Here is a 16,881-nt window from a genome sequence, read left to right as displayed (position 1 = left end):
GCGACCATGGCTCAATCGAAAAAGCAGCCACAGTGGCTGACCCTCAGTGCCGACCGCGTCACCGTGCGCCTGTCGCGCCCCAGCGAAGCCAATGGCGTGCAGGTCGACAGCCTGTCGCTGCGGGCGCCGACCGTGCGCGATATCCGCAATGCCCAGGCCGGTGGTGCGGCTGATGACGAGCAGCGCGAACTTAACCTGTTCGCGTCGCTGGCCGAGGTTGGCATCAAGGACCTCGAAGGCCTTGCCCTTAAGGACTATGGCCGCCTGCAAAGCGGCTATTTTCGCCTGGTGCAGGACGACGAACTTTGACCCGGCCCGGCAGAAGGCCGCAGCAAAGCGGCTGGCCAAGGAGCTGAACTTTTCCGCGAGCGAAATCATGACCATGTCGTACGGCGACATGGTCTGGTGGCTCGCGCCGTGACAAGGAGGAACCTATGGCGAACACACAGGTGTTCACCCTCGGGCTCGGCGTCACCGTCACCAACCCCTTGGGCCATGCCATCGAGCAGCTGCGCCAGGATGTCGAACGCCTGCGCAGGCAGGCGGATGGCACCCGGCTTGGCAGGCTCATCGGCGAGGTGATCCGCCTGGGGTTGGAGCTCGGCAAGGTACGCCAGGTCGAACGCCAGCTGGCGCTGGACCAGGAGCAGCAACACGAAGGCCAGATCACCCGGTTGTGGAGCGAGGCTGAGGCGGTCGAGCGTTTGCGCCAGCACTACCTGATGCTGGATCAGGTGATCGCAGGGTTGGCGAAGTTCAAGACGTTGACCGTTGACGGAGCAAAGCGTGGGCAGTCATCGGGCTCTGGTTCCAAGACCCCGGATGCTGCACCTGAGGCTTCATCCCGAACGCGTAGAAGCGCGGCCGAAAGTGCCATGGTCCTCACGTCGGTATTGGGTGGAGGCTTGATTGTCGGCGCTCGTACTGCCTATGAAGTTGACCGTCACCTACCCCCAGAGAGACGGCAACGAGCGCGCAAGGCAGTCAGCATTCGCAGGGAGACAGGGGTTGTCAACGCGGTAGTCTCTGGTGCCAAGGCTTGGTTGGAAGGCGATTCACCTGAAGACAAGGCCAAGGGTGTTGGGGCCGCTGCCGGAGAGTTGGGTGGCAGCCTGTTGGGTGCCGCATTGGGGGCAACGCTTTCCAAGAACTCGCGTGTGCAGGAATACGCCAGCATGGCGGGCGGCTTTATTGGCGAATGGGTCGGCGGAGTGCTTGGCGGCGGTCTGTATGACCTGGCCATGTACGAAGACAAGCCAGGGCCGAGAGCAAAAAGCTCGACAACTGCAGCGGCGAGCATCACCGATGGCAATGCCAAGGGCTCAGTGAGTCGCGACAAAGCGCCGCAATCCAACGAAAGGCAAGCGAATGAGGACGAAGAGGAGGAGCTAGAAGAAGAAGAGGAGGAAGAGGAAGTTGACGAGGGCCTAGAGGAGGAGCGCGAAACGCGACAACCGCAGCCATCTGCTCCCTATTCCGGTGCCCCATCCCTGGAGCAGGCCAGCCTTGCTGCCTCTTCTGCAAGGACTCAGCGAGCAGTGCGGGGCTTTGGGCTTGCTCCTCTCTCGCCTTCGCCCGGGCAGGGTGGCAGTAGCGGCTTCGGCGTGGTCAAGGGGTTGGTGAGGCGAGTACCCGTCGGTGCGCTCCTGGATGCCTCCCTGCAACTGGCTGACACCTACAGCAGCAACGCGACGCCGGCACAAAAGATGGAAGGTTACGGCAGCGCGGCAGGGGGGCTGGGAGGCTCCCTGGCGGGTGCCGCTGCCGGTGCTGCGATCGGTTCTGTCGTGCCGGTCATCGGTACTGCGGTGGGGGGGCTGATTGGTGGCGTGATAGGCAGCATGGGGGGAGAAAGTCTCGGCAACTGGTTGGGCAAAGCCTTGGGCGTGGGGCTTAGTAATGAAGGCGCTTCCACCAGTGCGCCTGCTGTATCTGCTTCGAGTCATTTGGGCATCACCTCGTCGGTTGTTGGGCAGGCCCCGAGGGCACAAGCCCCGGCGGGCAGTGGTGTTCGCGTCTCGGAGGCCGCTACTGCGCAATCGGCGCCCACCCTTGCGACACCACCAGCGCCCACCAACCAGCAGTTCACCTTCACCGCCAACATGCCGGTGACCTTCAACAACAGCTTCGACGACCCGACCACCCTGCAACAACTGGAAGCCATCGCCCGCCGCGTGCTCGACGACCTGATGCGCCAGGCGCGTTCGGTGCAGATGGCCGATCAACCACAACCATGAGGAGGACCCATGACCTACCTGGAACAGTTGCAAGGCGGCTTGCATGCACTGGTCAAGGCGGGCGAGGAGGGGCGTCGGCGTGCCGACGCCATGCTCGACCCGATGAACCAGGCGGTCGGCCATGCCAGGGAGGCGGCCGCCGAGCTCGAAGCACTGCCCTGGATCGGCCCGGAAATCGGCAAGCGCCTGCAACGCACGATGCGCGCCATCGACTCGGCCAAGCAGCGTGTCGACAAGGTCATTGCCAAGTATGACCAGACCCTCGACGTGGTGCGCAAGGTACGCGACCGCGTCGATGCCTTCGCCGAACACCTGGGCAAGGCCGGAGCGGCCATTCGGCGAGTGATCGGCGATGCACGTTCGGTGGCCAGTGGTGTGCTTTCGACCTTCGGTTTCGCGCCGGATGTTACCCCGGCGGCAGAAGCGATCACGCCGTTCCCGCACCTGCTGGTGCTGCAGCCACTCAAGGCCAACGCTGCACCGTACTACTTCAACCTGGACACCGCCGCTTTCGACCAGCTGCGCCGGCAAACCCGATTTCGTTGGGCAGGGCAAGAGCGCCTGAGCCGCGAGAACGCCCAACAGGCAGTGAGCCTGGGCGAAGAAAGCATCAGCATCCGTGGCGCGATCTTCCCGGGTTTCAAGGGTGGGCTGGGCCAGCTTCAGGCGCTGCGCGGTATCGGCCGGCAACTGTTGCCGCTGTCGTTGACCACCGGTTATGGCGAAGTGCTCGGCACCTGGTGCCTGACCAGCGTCGAGGAAGAGCAGGGCGCCTTGCTGGCCGGCGGCATTCCCCGCAAACAAGGATTCTCACTGGAGTTCGTCAGCTATGGACAAGACCTGCAAAACGTCTGAGGGGGACGTGCTCGATACCCTCTGCCACCACTATTACGGGCATCTCGACGGTAGCGTCGAGGCGGTATTGCAAGCCAACCAGGGGCTGGCCGATGAGGCCCAGCCGTTTCGCAGTGGCGTGACGATCCGCTTGCCGACGCTGGCGCCGGCTGCGGCCAACGTCGTGCAACTGTGGGACTGATGCCATGCAACCGGTATTTCGCATCCAGGCCGATGGCAAGGACATTACTGCGCTGATCAACGACCGCCTGTTGCTGCTGCGTACCACCGACAAACCGGGCATGGAATCGGATGACTTCGAGCTGCGCATCGACGCGCGCGATGGCGCTGTGGCGTTGCCGGCGCGCGGCGCACTGATCGAGGTGCATCTGGGTTACGCCGGCCAGCCGCTGACCCGGTTGGGGCGTTACACCGTCGATGAGGTCGAACTGTCTGGCCCGCCCGATACCCTGGTGATTCGCGGCAAGGCCAGTGACCTGCGTGGCAGCGGCAGGAGCATCCGCAGTGGCAGCTGGGAGGCCGTGCCTTTGCAGCGCATCGTCGCCGAGATCGGCGCGCGTAATGGTTGGCAAGTGGTCTGCCCGGTGTTCATTCAGGTGCCACGGGTCGATCAGTGCAACGAGTCGGATTTCAATTTCATCACGCGCCTGGCCCGCCAGTACGACTGTACCGCCAAGCTCGCCGATGGGCAGCTACTGGTGCTGCCGCGCCAGTCAGGGCAAAGCGCCAGCGGCAAACCCTTGGGCGTGGTCGGCATCGCCCGCAACGAGGTCAGCCAGTGGCATTTTCGCCTGGACGATAAAGCTGCGCGCCGAGCCGTGCGCACTCGTCATTGGGACATTGCCAGTGGTGAGTCGCAAACCATCGAGCTGGTCAACGAGGAGGCCGTTGACGGCCAGCGGCCGGTGCACACCGACCGCCACCTTTATCCCAACCGCGCGGCTGCCGAACAGGCGGCCAGGGCACGCCTGGCCAGCTTCAACCGCGACACTGCCCAGGTGCGCCTGGACCTGCCGGGGCGTACCGACCTGTTCGCCGAACGCAGCATCGACCTGTTGGGCTTCGTCGATGGCCTCGACGGGCAATACCAGATCGATTCGGTGGAGCAGGTGTTCACCAGCTCGGGCTGGCGCACCACGGTGCAGGGCAACGGTGGCAAGGCGGGCAAGGTACAGGCCAAGGGCGCAGCGTCCCGCCGCCGGCCCGCGATCAAGGCTTGAGGAACGAGACAGGGAAGGAGTGCCAGACATGCTCACTGAAACGCAATTGCTACAGATTTTGCCGAACGCCCGCCCCGTTGCGGGCGTTTTTCTTTCTGCATTGAACGTCACCCTGCCACGCTGGGAAATCGACAACCCCAAGCGTGTGGCGGCGTTCATCGCCCAGGTCGGCCACGAGTCCGGCCAGTTCCGCTACGTCAAGGAGCTGGGCAGTGACCGCTACCTTGCGCGCTATGACACGGGCAGCCTGGCCTTGCGCCTGGGCAATACGCCGCAGGCTGATGGCGATGGCCAGCTGTACTGCGGGCGCGGCCTGATCCAGGTCACCGGGCGCAACAACTACCAGGCATGCAGCCGCGCGCTGTTCGGCGACGAACGCCTGCTTGCGCACCCTCATCTGCTCGAACAGCCGCGCTGGGCCTGCGAGTCGGCGGCCTGGTTCTGGCATTCGCGTGGGCTGAATGCCCTGGCGGACCGCGGCGAGTTCAACCGCATCACGCGCCACATCAATGGTGGGCTCAATGGCTTGGAGGACCGTCTCAAGCTCTGGGCACGGGCGCGCGAGGTGTTGTGTTGAGCCGATTGCAACTTGGCCTAGGCGCCGTGTTGCTGATGGTGTCCGCAGGGCTGGCCTGGCAGGTGCAGGGTTGGCGCTGCGGGCGGCAACTGGCACTGCAGGCGCAAGCCCAGGCAGATGCCGAGGCTGCCCGGCTGCTCATCGAGCAGGGGCAGCGCCAGGCGCTCGAGCAACGCCTGGAGGAAAGTGAAACCCGTCATTTCAAGGAGCTTGCCGATGCGCAACACTCTCAGGCTCGCCTGCGTGATCGCCTCGCTACTGCCGATCTGCGCCTGTCAGTCCTGGTCCAACGCGACACCCTCTGTAACGCAGTGCCTGCCACCGCCAGCGCCGGCAGCGTGGATCATGCAACCGTACGCGCCGAACTTGAGCCAGCGCATGCTCGACGAATTGTCGCCATCACCGATGAAGGCGACCGGGGGTTGATTGCGTTGCGGGCTTGTCAGGCGTATGTGCGGGAGGTGAGTAGGGGGTATTAGTGCAGGGCATGAGGTTTTTAGCGCTTGTGATAGGTGCTTGGCTTGAATTTTTCAGCGCCTGTGAGATCGAGCGCCGCGCTCGATCTCACAGGCGCTGAAAACCTTATGGCATGCCCCCAGAGCACGTCGATCAATCAAGCGTTGGACCATCAAGACCATCCCCATCGCCCTTTCCAGATGCTAGGGTGTCCCATCCTCCCAAGGCCTCAAGGACCCCTCATGGACCCGATCACCGTCCTCTCCACCCGCCTCGGCGAACACCTGCGCCGCTTCAACGCCCAGGTAACCACCGCCGAATCCTGCACCGGCGGTGGCATCGCCGAGGCCATCACCCGTGTGCCTGGCAGTTCGGCCTGGTTCGAGGCCGGCTACGTAACCTATTCCAACACCCAGAAAACCCGCCAGTTGAACGTGCCTGAGGCGCTGTTCGCCGAGGTTGGCGCTGTCAGCCAGGAAGTGGTCGAGGCCATGGTCCGTGGTGCCCAGGCCGCCAGCGGCGCACGCTTTGCCGTGGCGGTCAGTGGTGTGGCCGGACCGGACGGCGGTTCGCCGGCCAAACCGGTGGGGACGGTGTGGCTCGCCTGGGCCGATGGCAGCCACGTGAGCAGCGAGTGCCGGCACTTCGACGGTGACCGCGAAGCCGTGCGCCGACAGACGGTGACCGCCGCGTTAGACGGCTTGTTACAGCTTGGTGCCGAGTAAATCGACGACAGGGGTTTGCTCGCGCGTCTGCCTGTGGAATAATACTGGCTACTTATACAGGTATTCCGGCCGTTCAGGGCCAAGTCGAACACGTGAGGATTTCAATGGACGACAACAAGAAGCGCGCCTTGGCTGCGGCCCTGGGTCAAATCGAACGCCAATTCGGCAAAGGCGCGGTCATGCGCATGGGCGACCACGAACGTCAGGGTATCCCGGCCATTTCCACCGGCTCCCTGGGCCTGGACATCGCGCTCGGCATCGGTGGTCTGCCAAAAGGCCGCATCGTCGAAATCTACGGCCCGGAGTCCTCGGGTAAAACCACGCTGACCCTGTCGGTCATCGCCGAAGCCCAGAAGAACGGCGCGACTTGCGCCTTCGTCGACGCCGAACACGCCCTCGACCCTGAATACGCCGGCAAGCTGGGCGTCAACGTCGACGACCTGCTGGTTTCGCAGCCGGACACCGGCGAACAGGCCCTGGAAATCACCGACATGCTGGTGCGCTCCAACGCCGTTGACGTGATCATCGTCGACTCCGTGGCTGCACTGGTACCGAAGGCCGAGATCGAAGGCGAAATGGGCGACATGCACGTCGGCCTGCAGGCCCGTCTGATGTCCCAGGCGCTGCGCAAAATCACCGGTAACATCAAGAACGCCAACTGCCTGGTTATCTTCATCAACCAGATTCGTATGAAAATTGGCGTTATGTTCGGTAGCCCGGAAACCACCACCGGTGGTAACGCCCTGAAGTTCTACGCCTCGGTGCGCCTGGACATCCGCCGTACCGGCGCGGTCAAGGAAGGCGACGAGGTGGTCGGCAGCGAAACCCGCGTCAAGATCGTCAAGAACAAGGTCTCGCCTCCGTTCCGTCAGGCCGAGTTCCAGATCCTCTACGGCAAGGGTATCTACCGCAACGGCGAAATCATCGACCTGGGTGTTTCCCAAGGCCTGGTGGAGAAATCCGGTGCGTGGTATGCCTACCAAGGCAACAAGATCGGCCAGGGCAAGGCTAACGCGGCCAAGTACCTGCAGGAGAACCCTGCTATTGGCGCCGAGATCGAGAAGCAGATTCGTGAGAAGCTGCTCAAGGCTGGTGCTGTAGCCGAGGCCGGCAAGGCCGCTGCTGCTGACGCCAACGCAGACGACGTAGCCGACGCCGACGCCGGTTATTGATAGCTGCTGGTATGTCCGTCGTACTCGACACCCCCGTCGCCGTCAGGCGGACAGCCATGGACCTGCTCGCGCGCCGCGAGCATGGTCGCGTCGAACTGACGCGCAAGTTGCGTCAGCGCGGTGCCCCGGATGAACTGATCGAGCCTGCGCTCGATCGGCTCACAGAAGAAGGGCTGCTCAGCGAAGCCCGCTATCTCGAGAGCTTCATCCGATACCGTTCCGGTGCCGGCTATGGTCCGGCGCGCATTCGCGAGGAGCTTGGTCAGCGCGGGCTGAACCGTAGCGATATCGAACAGGCCCTGCGTGAAAGCGAAGTGGACTGGACGACGCTATTGCGGGATACCTGGCAGCGCAAATTCGCGGGGCAACGCCCCCAAGATCCACGAAGTCGCGCCCAGCAGACCCGCTTCCTTGCCTACCGTGGTTTCCCCATGGACATGATCGGCCGCCTGCTCAGTGGCAGGGATCTGGACGATTACTAACCCTGCATTGCCCTGTAGGGGCGGCATTGCCGGGGCGCCGGACCGGTCGGAAAGGGGTACGTAGCGCCCCCAGTATTTCAGCGCTAACACTGAAACTGCTGGGGGCGCTACGCACCCCTTTTCGCGACAAGGCCGCTCCTACAACGACCGCACCATGCAGCGATCAACTGACCTTCAGTGCCTCCCGCGCCCGCTGGGTGGTATGCATCGGCTCTGGCTTGGCCCAGTTTTCCGGCAGGTTGATGAAGTCGACCAACTCCCGCAGTCGCCCCTGGTCACGACCATTGAAGGCAAAGGTCAGCCGCGTCAGATGGCTGAAGTTGCCCACCTCGTGTTCGGCGCCGCTATCGGCGTGTTGGTGATAACGGCCACTCAGGCGCAGGTCGGCAAACCCCTCCTGGATGTCATGCAGTGCGGCCTCGCTGAGCCGATGGTGCATGCGGATCACGAACTGGTTCTTCAGCCAGCGACTGGAGTGATAGTTGCTGTAGAACTGGTTGATTTCCTCAACGGCCTCATCGGCGCTGTGCACCAGGCGCAGCAGTTTCAGGTCGCTGGGCAGGATGTAGCGGTTTTCCTCGAGCTGGTGGCTAATGAACGCCAGGCAATCGCGCCAGAAGGTGCCACCCGGTGAGTCCAGCAGCACCACCGGCACCAGCGGGCTTTTGCCGGTCTGGATCAGTGTTAACACTTCTAGCGCTTCATCCAGGGTGCCGAAGCCACCAGGGCAGAGCACCAAGGCGTCTGCTTCCTTGACGAAGAACAGCTTGCGAATGAAGAAGAAGTGGAAGGGCAGCAGCTTGTCGGTACCATCCACCGTGGCATTGGCATGCTGCTCGAAAGGCAGGGTGATGTTGAAGCCCAAGCTATGATCACTGCCGGCGCCTTCGTGGGCCGCCGCCATGATGCCACCGCCGGCCCCGGTAATGACCATCAGCTCGGAGCGGGCGAGTGTTGCCCCCAGCTCGCGAGCCAGGGCGTACATCGGGTGTTCCACAGGGGTGCGTGCCGAGCCGAACACGGTGACTTTGCGTCGCCCCCGGTAACGCTTCAGCATGCGGAACGAGTGGTCCAGTTCGCGCAGGGCCTGCAAGGTGATCTTGGCGTTCCAGCGGTCGCTGTCGTCATGGGCCATGCGCAAGACCGTGAGCATCATGTCGCGGTAAAGCGGCAGGTTGGGGCTGTTCGGTGCGACCAGTTGCAGTTGCTGGTCGATGTTGCTCAGGTCGATGTTGTGATCCCGGAAGTGATTGAACAGGTGTTCATTCGATTGATAAGGCATTCAACGTCTCCTTCTGCAGCAAAACCTCTGACCGGGCCGATGATGTGGCTCGGCCGCGACACTACGTGTGTCGCTGGCTGCCGTGACTCGAGTGTGCATCTCGAGCATTGCAGTAGGCCTTCAAGGCCGTGGTGCAGGATCTTGTCGATTTGCGGGTCCTCGCTATCAATCTAGACCGTAGCGCCTGATCGTGCAGGCGCGATCACCGTGGCCACTCGTCGGGCTGCGAACAGCCTCGGCGAGGGTTTGGTTAACTGGAGAAGCGAAACGTGTCGATGCAGGAGGTGGCGGTATGCATCGCTTGGTCATCGAGGTAGACCGGCAGCTCTATCAGCAGCTGGAAAATGCAGCCCAGGATCACCATGTGAGCCTGGAAGCAGAGTGCCGCCGAAGGCTGGCAGCACTTGAGTGCCAGTCACGCTATGTGCAGGCGTTGCTGGCGGAGATGCGCGCCGACGAAGAGCCGCGGCGCGCTGAAGGGGAGCAGGTAATCTAGTTACTTCTTCTTGTTGCCGGCGGTGCAGCTGGCAGCATCAAAGGCCTGGTCCATCACCGGCTGGTTGGTCTTGTAAACACTGAAGCGATAGACCATCACCGCACCTTTGGACATCAGGTTACGGAAACCACTGTTGCGGCACACGCTGTCGCCCAACTGGCTGCGGACTTGCGCCGGGTTTTGCTGCATGCGTGCCGCATGCTCGGCACGTACGCTGAGGTGGTTGACCAGCGCCTTGCCTTCAACGGTATAGCCCTGATCGAGAATGTCTTCGTTGATGGCGCGTGGGGTGCCGGCACTGCTTTCCGTGGCGACCTTCTGAAGCAGTTTGTTGAGCTCGAACTCCTGCTTGGAGGCAGCCTGGGCTGCGAGTGGCAGGGTGAGCAACAGGCTCAGGGCCGGGACGATAAAACGCAGCATGAATCTCTCCTGGTTCGATGACTGGCGCTTTGACATGCGCCGGCGGCGGGCGTTCCATGAAACCCGCTGCATCGCGGGCAAGTTCACGGCGGCCAAAGATGTCGATTATAAGGGACCGATTGGCTCCGCTGCACGGCCAAATGGCGCCTGCTCTGATAGACTGGCGCTTTGCTTCTGCCGAGTCCCTGCAGTGTCCAGTCACAACCCTTCCACAGGCTTGCCAGCATGAGCCATGCGGTAGCACGCCTGCGTGCCGAGCGCCTGGCGCGCAGCATCAAGCCTTTCATTGCCCGTGGTTCGCGCGCCGAGCGTTGCCCCGATTGCCGGGTGATCGCCACCCACTGCCTGTGTGCGTGGAAGCCCAAGGTGCAGGCCGACTCCGGGGTGTGCCTGATCATGCATGACACCGAGCCATTGAAACCTACCAACACCGGCTGGCTGATCGCCGATCTGATCGAAGACACGTACGCCTTCGGCTGGTTGCGCACCTCCGTGGACGAGCGGCTGCTGGCGCTGCTCGACGACCCTCAGTGGCAGCCCTTTATCGTCTTCCCCGGCGAATTCGTTGCCCAGGAGCGGGTAGTCAGCGAGGTTGCGCGGGAACCCGGCAAACGCCCGTTGTTCATCCTGCTCGATGCCACCTGGACCGAAGCCCGCAAGATGTTCCGCAAGAGCCCGTATCTTGATCGTTTCCCGGTGCTGAGCCTGCAAGCCGAGCAGATGTCGCGATATCGCCTGCGCCGGTCCAAGCGCGACGACCATTTCTGCACTGCCGAAGTGGCGGCCATGTGCCTGGACCTGGGGGGTGACAATCTGGCTTCCCAGGCACTGGATGCCTACCTGGACGTGTTCAGCCTGCATTACCTCAGCGGCAAGCGTCGTCTTCCGCTGGATGATCAGGATGACACCCACCAGCGTTTGCATACCTTCCTATAGTCCAAGGGGCATAAGTCCCACTTTGGTTCATAATGACGGGGCTGGCAGCCAGGGTGGGCGAGACGGCAGGGTAGATGGTTTGACCACCTGCAGCCGTGCTCGGCATCCTTGGCGCCGATTCCCCGCCAGGCGCCTCACTCCCCCGCATGCGCCTGGCATAGAACAGGATCCATAGATCGATGGCCACATACGAAATCCTGATAGCCGATGACCACCCGCTGTTTCGCAGCGCTCTGCGCCAAGCCGTTACCCTCGGCCTGGGCACGGATGTGCGCCTGGTTGAAGTGGCGAGTATCGCCGAACTGGAAACCCGCCTGAGCGAAAAAGCCGACTGGGACCTGGTCCTGCTGGACCTGAACATGCCAGGTGCCTATGGCTTCTCCGGGCTGGTCCTGCTGCGCGGCCAGTACCCGCAGATTCCGGTGGTGATGGTCTCGGCGCAGGAAGAGGCCGCCGTGGTGGTCAAGTCCCGCGAGTTCGGTGCCAGCGGCTTCATTCCGAAGTCCAGCGGCCTTGAAGTCATTCAGGATGCCGTGAGAAAAGTGCTCGATGGCGACGTCTGGTGGCCACCGCAGGCCTTCGAAAAGGTCGATGTCTCGGCCGAAGCGAAGGCCGCCAGCGAAGGCTTGGCCAGCCTTACCCCGCAGCAGTTCCGCGTGCTGACCATGGTCTGCGAAGGCTTGCTGAACAAGCAGATCGCCTATGAGCTGAGTGTGTCGGAAGCGACCATCAAGGCCCACGTAACGGCTATCTTCCGCAAGCTCGGTGTGCGCACCCGCACCCAGGCTGCGCTGTTGCTGCAACAACTTGAATCGGTTGCCAGCAACTGACAGCGTCTGGATTCACGCTTTTTTGACCCGCGCCGCACTAGTCTGCTGGCCTTTCTGTTGTGAAGTGACTCACATGACATCGCCATTCAAAGGCCAGACCGGCCTGAAACGCATCTTCAACGCCGCCGGCTACTCGCTGGACGGCCTGCGCGCCGCCTTCAAGGGTGAGGCCGCCTTCCGCCAGCTGGTGCTGCTCAACGTGCTGCTGATCCCGATTGCCTTCTGGCTGCCGGTCAGCCGCGCGGAGCGGGCAATCATGATCGCCGTGTGCCTGCTCGGCCTGATCGTCGAGTTGTTCAACTCGGCAGTGGAGGCAGCCATCGATCGCATCTCGCTGGAGCGCCACCCGTTGTCGAAGAACGCCAAGGACATGGGCAGCGCCGCGCAGCTGGTGGCGCTGAGCATGGTCGCGCTGGTGTGGGGCGTAATCCTGCTTTAAGCGATCGCTGGCAAGACGATTTCATCACTGCGGGTAAAGCCCGCAGTGAAGTTGCGGCACAACTCCAGGAATTCACGCATCGCTGAAGTCTGGTACTTCTGCTTGTGCCAGATGAAGTAGAACTGGCGCATCAGGTCCAGCGCCGGCGTCTCCACGGGTACCAGGCTGCCGCGGCGGAAGGCATCGCGCAGTGCCAGCCGGGAAATGCAGCCGATACCCAGGCCAGATTCCACGGCACGCTTTATCGCCTCGGTGTGCTCCAGCTCCAGGCGGATGTTCAAGCTGGTGCGGTGATGGCGCATGGCCTGGTCGAAGGTCAGGCGCGTGCCAGAACCCTGCTCGCGCAGGATCCATGCCTCCTGCGAAAGGGCCTCGACATCGGCGCGCCCGGCCTTGGCCAGTGGGTGTTGCGGTGCGCAGAACACCACCAGCTCATCCTCGACCCACGGCTGCACCTCCAGATCCGGGTGGTTGCAGTCACCTTCGATCAGACCTAGATCAATTTCGTATTGCGCGACCTGGTGCACGATATGCGCTGTGTTCTGCACATGCAGTTTCACCTGGCTCTCCGGGTGTACCTGCATGAAGCTGCCGATCAACAGGGTGGCCAGGTAGTTGCCGATGGTCAGCGTGGCACCTACCGCCAGCGAGCCGAAGCCGGACTTACCGTTGAGCAGGTCTTCGATTGCCTTGGCCTGGTCAAGCAGGGCGACGGCCTGGGGCAGCAACTGATGGCCCAGGGCATTGAGGGCCAGGCGCTTGCCGGCACGGTCAAACAGCTGGCAGCTCGATTGCCGCTCAAGTTCGGTAATGGAAGTACTCGCCGCCGATTGTGAAAGCGCAAGCACGCTGGCAGCCCGCGACACGCTCTGGTGCTGGGCCACGGCGACGAATACCTGAAGCTGACGAAGTGTAAATCGCATATCTATATAACCGATAACACATATCTTGATAATTCAGTTAACAGATATTGTGGCTGCCCCTAAACTATCGCGCAACTGCGCGTCTTGCGCGCTGCGTTTTTCTTCAGGAGCCCTTTAGATGAGCAACATGAACCACGAACGTGTCCTCAGTGTGCACCACTGGAACGACACCCTGTTCAGCTTCAAGTGCACCCGCGACCCGGGCCTGCGCTTCGAGAACGGTCAGTTCGTGATGATCGGCCTGCAACAGGGCAACGGCCGTCCGCTCATGCGCGCCTATTCCATCGCTTCGCCGAACTGGGAAGAGCACCTGGAGTTCTTCAGCATCAAGGTCCCTGACGGCCCGCTGACCTCGCAGCTGCAGCACCTGAAGGAAGGCGACGAGATCATCATCAGCAAGAAGCCAACCGGTACCTTGGTCCTCGACGACCTGAAACCGGGCAAGCACCTGTACCTGCTGAGCACTGGCACTGGCCTGGCGCCTTTCATGAGCGTCATCCAGGACCCGGAAACCTACGAACGCTTTGAAAAAGTGATCCTGGTTCACGGTGTGCGTTACGTGAACGAAGTGGCCTACCGCGAGTTCATCACCGAGCACCTGCCGCAGAACGAGTTCTTCGGCGAGTCGGTCCGTGACAAGCTGATCTACTACCCGACCGTGACCCGCGAGCCGTTCGAAAACCAGGGCCGCCTGACCGACCTGATGCGCAGTGGCAAGCTGTTCAGCGATATCGGCCTGCCACCGATCAACCCAGAAGACGACCGCGCGATGATCTGCGGCAGCCCGAGCATGCTCGACGAGACCAGCGAAGTGCTCGACAGCTTCGGCCTGAAGGTGTCCCCACGTATGCGTGAGCCGGGTGACTACCTGATCGAGCGTGCCTTCGTCGAGAAGTAAGACGAACGCAACGAAAAAACGCAGACCTGGGTCTGCGTTTTTTTATGCCTGCAAGGCGGTGATATCAACCTTCCCGAACGACTTCCAGCACCTGGATCTGATCCAGTTGCGGGTAATGCCAGCGCACCTGCACGTCCCAGAACTTCACCCCATACACCCGTTCCGGCGGTGGCACCTGATAGGCCGGGCGCGGATCCTGTGCCAGGCATTGCTCGATCAGCTCCACCAACGGCTCGCCAAGCCGCAGCCCATGCTCGTGGGCCTGGGGCAGGGCACTGTCGCTCCAGCCAACGTCAATCGCGGCCGGCGCATCGCTGGCCATCCGGTTGCTCGCCCCTGCAACACTGTCGGCGTAGGGGACATACGGTTTGATATCCAGTACCGGCGTACCGTCGAGCAGGTCGATCCCGGACAGCAGCAGACGCCCTGGCTCCACGGCCTCCAGGCGCACCACCGATTGGCCGATGCCGTTGGGGCGGTGAGTGGCGCGGGTGGCGAATACGCCCATGCTCTTGTTGCCGCCCAGGCGCGGCGGGCGCACTTTCAGGCGTGGCTTGTCTTCCAGGGCCTGGTGGAACAGGAACAGCAACCAGACATGGCTGACCTGCTCCAGCCCAGCCACCGCATCGCCTTGATCGAACGGCGGCAGCAGCTCCAGCACCCCGCGGGCGGCTGGCGCCAGCTGGGGCTGGCGCGGGATGGCGAACTTCTCCTTGAAGCAGGAGCGGACGATGCCGACCGGTGCAACCGTATGCTGCATGGCCACTCAGCCGCGCACGCGCAGGGTCAGGCCCTTGAGGAAGTTGCGCAGCAACTGGTCGCCGCATGGGCGATAGTTGTCATGCCCGACCTTGCGGAACAGCGCGCTCAGTTCAGGCTTGGACACCGGGAAATTGACCGCCTTGAGGATGGTGTGCAGGTCTTCTTCCTTGAGTTCGAAGGCCACGCGCAGCTTTTTCAGGATGGTGTTGTTGGTCACTGGCAGTTCGACCGGCTGCGCTGGGCGGCTATCGTCCTTGCCACGGCGGTGGATCACCAGGCCGTCAAGGAAGTGCGCCATGACCCGCTCCGGGCAGCGCACGAAGCCGGCTTCATCTTCCTTCTTCAAGTAGGTGGCGAGCACGATCGGGTTAACTTCGAGGCCGGACAGCGCGATGATTTCGGCCATCTTGGCGTCGTTCACCTTGAGCATGTAGCGCAGGCTGCGCAGGACATCGTTGTGGTTCATTGCTGCAAAATCCTGTTCAGTAGCCACGCCAGGGCGTGGCGCATTGCTTAGAAACGTTCGGTGGCTGCCAGGTAACGCCACTGCCCCACGGGCAGTTTGCCCATCGATACACCACCCAGGCGAATCCGGCGCATGCCCAGCACCTCCAGGCGCAGGTAGGCACACAGCTCGGAGATCTGCCCGGGTTGCGGGTTTTTGACGACCAGACGCAGGTGGGTCTCGTTCTGCCAGCTGGCCTTGGCCCTGGGCAGCTCCCGGTCATTGCGTGTGGCGCCGCGCGCCAGGCGCTCCAAGGCCTGGGGCGTGGTCTCGCCGCGTACTTCGATGATGTATTCCTGTTCCATGCGGCGCAGGTCGGCGTCGATCTTGCGGGTGACCCGCCAGTCCTGGGTGAACACCTGCAGGCCGCTGGCACCCCGCTCCAGCGGAGCCAGGCAGGACTGCCGGGCAAAATGCCCGTGCAACGGCCGGACGCCTTCACGGTGGGCCTCGCTGAGGCTGCCCATGTTCATGCTGATGCGCGCGGTCTCGCTGTCGACACCGGCCGCTTGATGCATCAGCAGGGTGACGGGGTCCAATGCCTCGGCACGGGCACCCGGCAGCAGTTCGACGCGCTGGTGGTCGACCTTGAACTGGGGTTGCTCGACCACCACGCCATCGACCGTGACCCAGCCCCCTTCGATGTACAGCTCGGCCTCGCGGCGGGAGCAACCAAGCTGCTCGATGAGGCGTTTGGACAGGCGGACGGGTTCGGACATGGGGCAATTCGCAAGGCAGGGAAAGACTCACATTGTACCTGCCTGCAGGCGGTTGATGAGGGGAATCTGTGTCAGATGCGCCATTTTGGGCGCAGAGCACGGCATATTCGGACGCGGCCCTAGGACGCTGTAGGAATCAGCCTCATGTGCAGCAGGGGATACGGCTGCCCCAAGCCATCCGTTTCCGAGCGTCCGACCACTTCGAAACCTTCATGTAAATAGAAACCCAGGGCTTGCGGGTTCTGCTCGTTGACGTCCAGGCATTCGGCATTCAGTTCTTCGATCGCATATCGCAACAAGCGCCTGCCAACCCCCTTGCCACGGTAGTCCGGTGCGACGAACAGCATGTGCACGTAGCCGTTGGCAACACCCGCGAAGCCGCAGATGCGTTGGCGATCACGGCAGCAGATCAGCATCACTGCGTCGAGGTACCGGCGTAGCACTTGCTCGCGCAACAGCAGGATGTAGGCATCGGGAAGGAAGTGATGGGTTGCGCGCACCGAGTCCTCCCAGAGCTGTACCAGTTCGCCGTAATCGCTGTAGCGCGGGGTTTGCAGCGTCAGGGCTGTATGCATGCCGGCATCTCTCCAGAACGATAGGAAAAACATAGCAGGCCAGCCACTGGTCGGCTTTCGCGTGCGCCGCTTGAAGCATGGTTCGCAGAGGTCTATTAATTAGGCGTGGGAAAAAATCCCACGAAATAAGAAAGTAAAACTTACAACAGATTCTCGGTTTGATTTGGCGTTCTCATGGCGAAGACCTGGAGACGGAAAATGCAAATTCACATGCTGTTCAAAAGGGCTCTACTGGCGGCTGCCGTTGCAGGCGTGCTGTCGACGGCCATCGTATTCGTTCCTGACTCGATTTCTCATGGCTCTAGCGCTTATGCCAAGGATGGTGGCGGTGGCGGTGGCGGTGGCGGTGGCGGTGGCGGTGGCGGTGGCGGT

At 62.4% G+C, this 16,881-nt stretch carries 22 protein-coding genes; 15 read left to right on the top strand and 7 right to left on the bottom strand.

Annotated features, from left to right (window positions below):
* The first annotated feature begins 6 nt into the window (after positions 1–6).
* The 10 genes from APH27_RS07650 (at position 7) to recX (ending at position 7,724) form a co-directional block, all read left to right on the top strand.
* Positions 7–309, top strand: coding sequence for a phage tail assembly protein (locus tag APH27_RS07650; RefSeq protein WP_060484479.1), 303 nt, complete (start codon positions 7–9; stop codon positions 307–309).
* A gap of 125 nt (positions 310–434) precedes the next feature.
* Positions 435–2,237, top strand: coding sequence for a hypothetical protein (locus tag APH27_RS07645; protein ID WP_060484478.1), 1,803 nt, complete (start codon positions 435–437; stop codon positions 2,235–2,237).
* Positions 2,238–2,246: 9 nt separating this feature from the next.
* Entirely contained in the window at positions 2,247–3,092 is an 846-nt protein-coding gene (locus APH27_RS07640) for a phage tail protein (protein ID WP_060484477.1), read from the top strand.
* Positions 3,067–3,273, top strand: coding sequence for a tail protein X (locus tag APH27_RS07635; protein WP_027919996.1), 207 nt, complete (start codon positions 3,067–3,069; stop codon positions 3,271–3,273). Before APH27_RS07640 ends, APH27_RS07635 begins: the two co-directional genes overlap by 26 nt.
* A 4-nt stretch (positions 3,274–3,277) precedes the next feature.
* Complete coding sequence (locus APH27_RS07630) at positions 3,278–4,312, top strand: phage late control D family protein (RefSeq protein WP_060484476.1); 1,035 nt, start codon at positions 3,278–3,280, stop codon at positions 4,310–4,312.
* Positions 4,313–4,340: 28 nt separating this feature from the next.
* Positions 4,341–4,889 (top strand): glycoside hydrolase family 19 protein, encoded by a 549-nt coding sequence (locus tag APH27_RS07625; RefSeq protein WP_060484475.1) that lies wholly within the window; start codon positions 4,341–4,343, stop codon positions 4,887–4,889.
* A 35-nt stretch (positions 4,890–4,924) separates the two neighbouring features.
* The gene (locus APH27_RS25735) at positions 4,925–5,368 is read left to right on the top strand and encodes a lysis system i-spanin subunit Rz (protein WP_082435053.1); all 444 of its coding nucleotides are present in this window, start codon (positions 4,925–4,927) and stop codon (positions 5,366–5,368) included.
* Positions 5,369–5,587: 219 nt separating this feature from the next.
* Positions 5,588–6,070, top strand: coding sequence for a CinA family protein (locus APH27_RS07610; RefSeq protein WP_060484472.1), 483 nt, complete (start codon positions 5,588–5,590; stop codon positions 6,068–6,070).
* 104 nt (positions 6,071–6,174) lie between these two features.
* A complete protein-coding gene (gene recA, locus APH27_RS07605) occupies positions 6,175–7,242 on the top strand; it encodes a recombinase RecA (protein WP_027919991.1) in 1,068 nt (355 codons plus the stop codon).
* Positions 7,243–7,253: 11 nt separating this feature from the next.
* A complete protein-coding gene (gene recX, locus APH27_RS07600) occupies positions 7,254–7,724 on the top strand; it encodes a recombination regulator RecX (RefSeq protein WP_027919990.1) in 471 nt (156 codons plus the stop codon).
* Between the two features lie 163 nt (positions 7,725–7,887).
* Here recX and APH27_RS07595 read toward each other — a convergent pair whose 3' ends face one another.
* Positions 7,888–9,006 carry an LOG family protein gene (locus APH27_RS07595; protein WP_027919989.1) on the bottom strand — a complete coding sequence of 373 codons (1,119 nt, stop codon included), beginning with the start codon at positions 9,004–9,006 and terminating at the stop codon, positions 7,888–7,890.
* A 292-nt stretch (positions 9,007–9,298) separates the two neighbouring features.
* On the opposite strand from APH27_RS07595, the gene APH27_RS07590 reads away from it, so the two are divergent.
* Positions 9,299–9,502 (top strand): hypothetical protein, encoded by a 204-nt coding sequence (locus tag APH27_RS07590; protein ID WP_027919988.1) that lies wholly within the window; start codon positions 9,299–9,301, stop codon positions 9,500–9,502.
* Here APH27_RS07590 and APH27_RS07585 read toward each other — a convergent pair whose 3' ends face one another.
* Complete coding sequence (locus APH27_RS07585; RefSeq protein ID WP_027919987.1) at positions 9,503–9,922, bottom strand: quorum-sensing-regulated virulence factor family protein; 420 nt, start codon at positions 9,920–9,922, stop codon at positions 9,503–9,505.
* A 225-nt stretch (positions 9,923–10,147) separates the two neighbouring features.
* Here APH27_RS07585 and APH27_RS07580 point away from each other — a divergent pair, with 225 nt between their 5' ends.
* The 3 genes from APH27_RS07580 (at position 10,148) to APH27_RS07570 (ending at position 12,127) form a co-directional block, all read left to right on the top strand.
* A complete protein-coding gene (locus tag APH27_RS07580) occupies positions 10,148–10,858 on the top strand; it encodes a tRNA-uridine aminocarboxypropyltransferase (protein ID WP_060484471.1) in 711 nt (236 codons plus the stop codon).
* Between the two features lie 179 nt (positions 10,859–11,037).
* A complete protein-coding gene (gene erdR, locus APH27_RS07575) occupies positions 11,038–11,688 on the top strand; it encodes a response regulator transcription factor ErdR (RefSeq protein WP_027919985.1) in 651 nt (216 codons plus the stop codon).
* 73 nt (positions 11,689–11,761) lie between these two features.
* Entirely contained in the window at positions 11,762–12,127 is a 366-nt protein-coding gene (locus APH27_RS07570) for a diacylglycerol kinase (protein WP_060484470.1), read from the top strand.
* Here the strand turns inward: APH27_RS07570 and finR are convergent.
* Entirely contained in the window at positions 12,124–13,050 is a 927-nt protein-coding gene (gene finR, locus APH27_RS07565) for a LysR family transcriptional regulator FinR (RefSeq protein WP_027919983.1), read from the bottom strand. The genes APH27_RS07570 and finR overlap by 4 nt on opposite strands.
* Positions 13,051–13,168: 118 nt before the next feature.
* Here finR and fpr point away from each other — a divergent pair, with 118 nt between their 5' ends.
* Positions 13,169–13,948 carry a ferredoxin-NADP reductase gene (gene fpr / locus APH27_RS07560; RefSeq protein WP_060484469.1) on the top strand — a complete coding sequence of 260 codons (780 nt, stop codon included), beginning with the start codon at positions 13,169–13,171 and terminating at the stop codon, positions 13,946–13,948.
* Between the two features lie 64 nt (positions 13,949–14,012).
* On the opposite strand, the gene tsaA is transcribed toward fpr, so the two are convergent.
* The 4 genes from tsaA to APH27_RS07540 all read right to left on the bottom strand — a co-directional run bounded on the left by tsaA (position 14,013) and on the right by APH27_RS07540 (position 16,509).
* Positions 14,013–14,708, bottom strand: coding sequence for a tRNA (N6-threonylcarbamoyladenosine(37)-N6)-methyltransferase TrmO (gene tsaA / locus APH27_RS07555; RefSeq protein ID WP_027919981.1), 696 nt, complete (start codon positions 14,706–14,708; stop codon positions 14,013–14,015).
* 6 nt (positions 14,709–14,714) lie between these two features.
* Entirely contained in the window at positions 14,715–15,176 is a 462-nt protein-coding gene (locus APH27_RS07550; protein WP_027919980.1) for a DUF1456 family protein, read from the bottom strand.
* Positions 15,177–15,223: 47 nt separating this feature from the next.
* Entirely contained in the window at positions 15,224–15,934 is a 711-nt protein-coding gene (locus APH27_RS07545) for an rRNA pseudouridine synthase (protein WP_060484468.1), read from the bottom strand.
* 119 nt (positions 15,935–16,053) lie between these two features.
* Complete coding sequence (locus tag APH27_RS07540) at positions 16,054–16,509, bottom strand: GNAT family N-acetyltransferase (protein ID WP_060484467.1); 456 nt, start codon at positions 16,507–16,509, stop codon at positions 16,054–16,056.
* Between the last annotated feature and the right edge of the window lie 372 nt (positions 16,510–16,881).

Origin of the sequence: Pseudomonas sp. NBRC 111123 (genome assembly GCF_001320205.1) — a bacterium.
Taxonomy (GTDB): Bacteria; Pseudomonadota; Gammaproteobacteria; order Pseudomonadales; family Pseudomonadaceae; genus Aquipseudomonas; species Aquipseudomonas putida_J.
The sequence above is the reverse complement of the archived record's forward strand: the minus strand, read 5'-3'. Positions and strand labels throughout refer to the sequence as shown.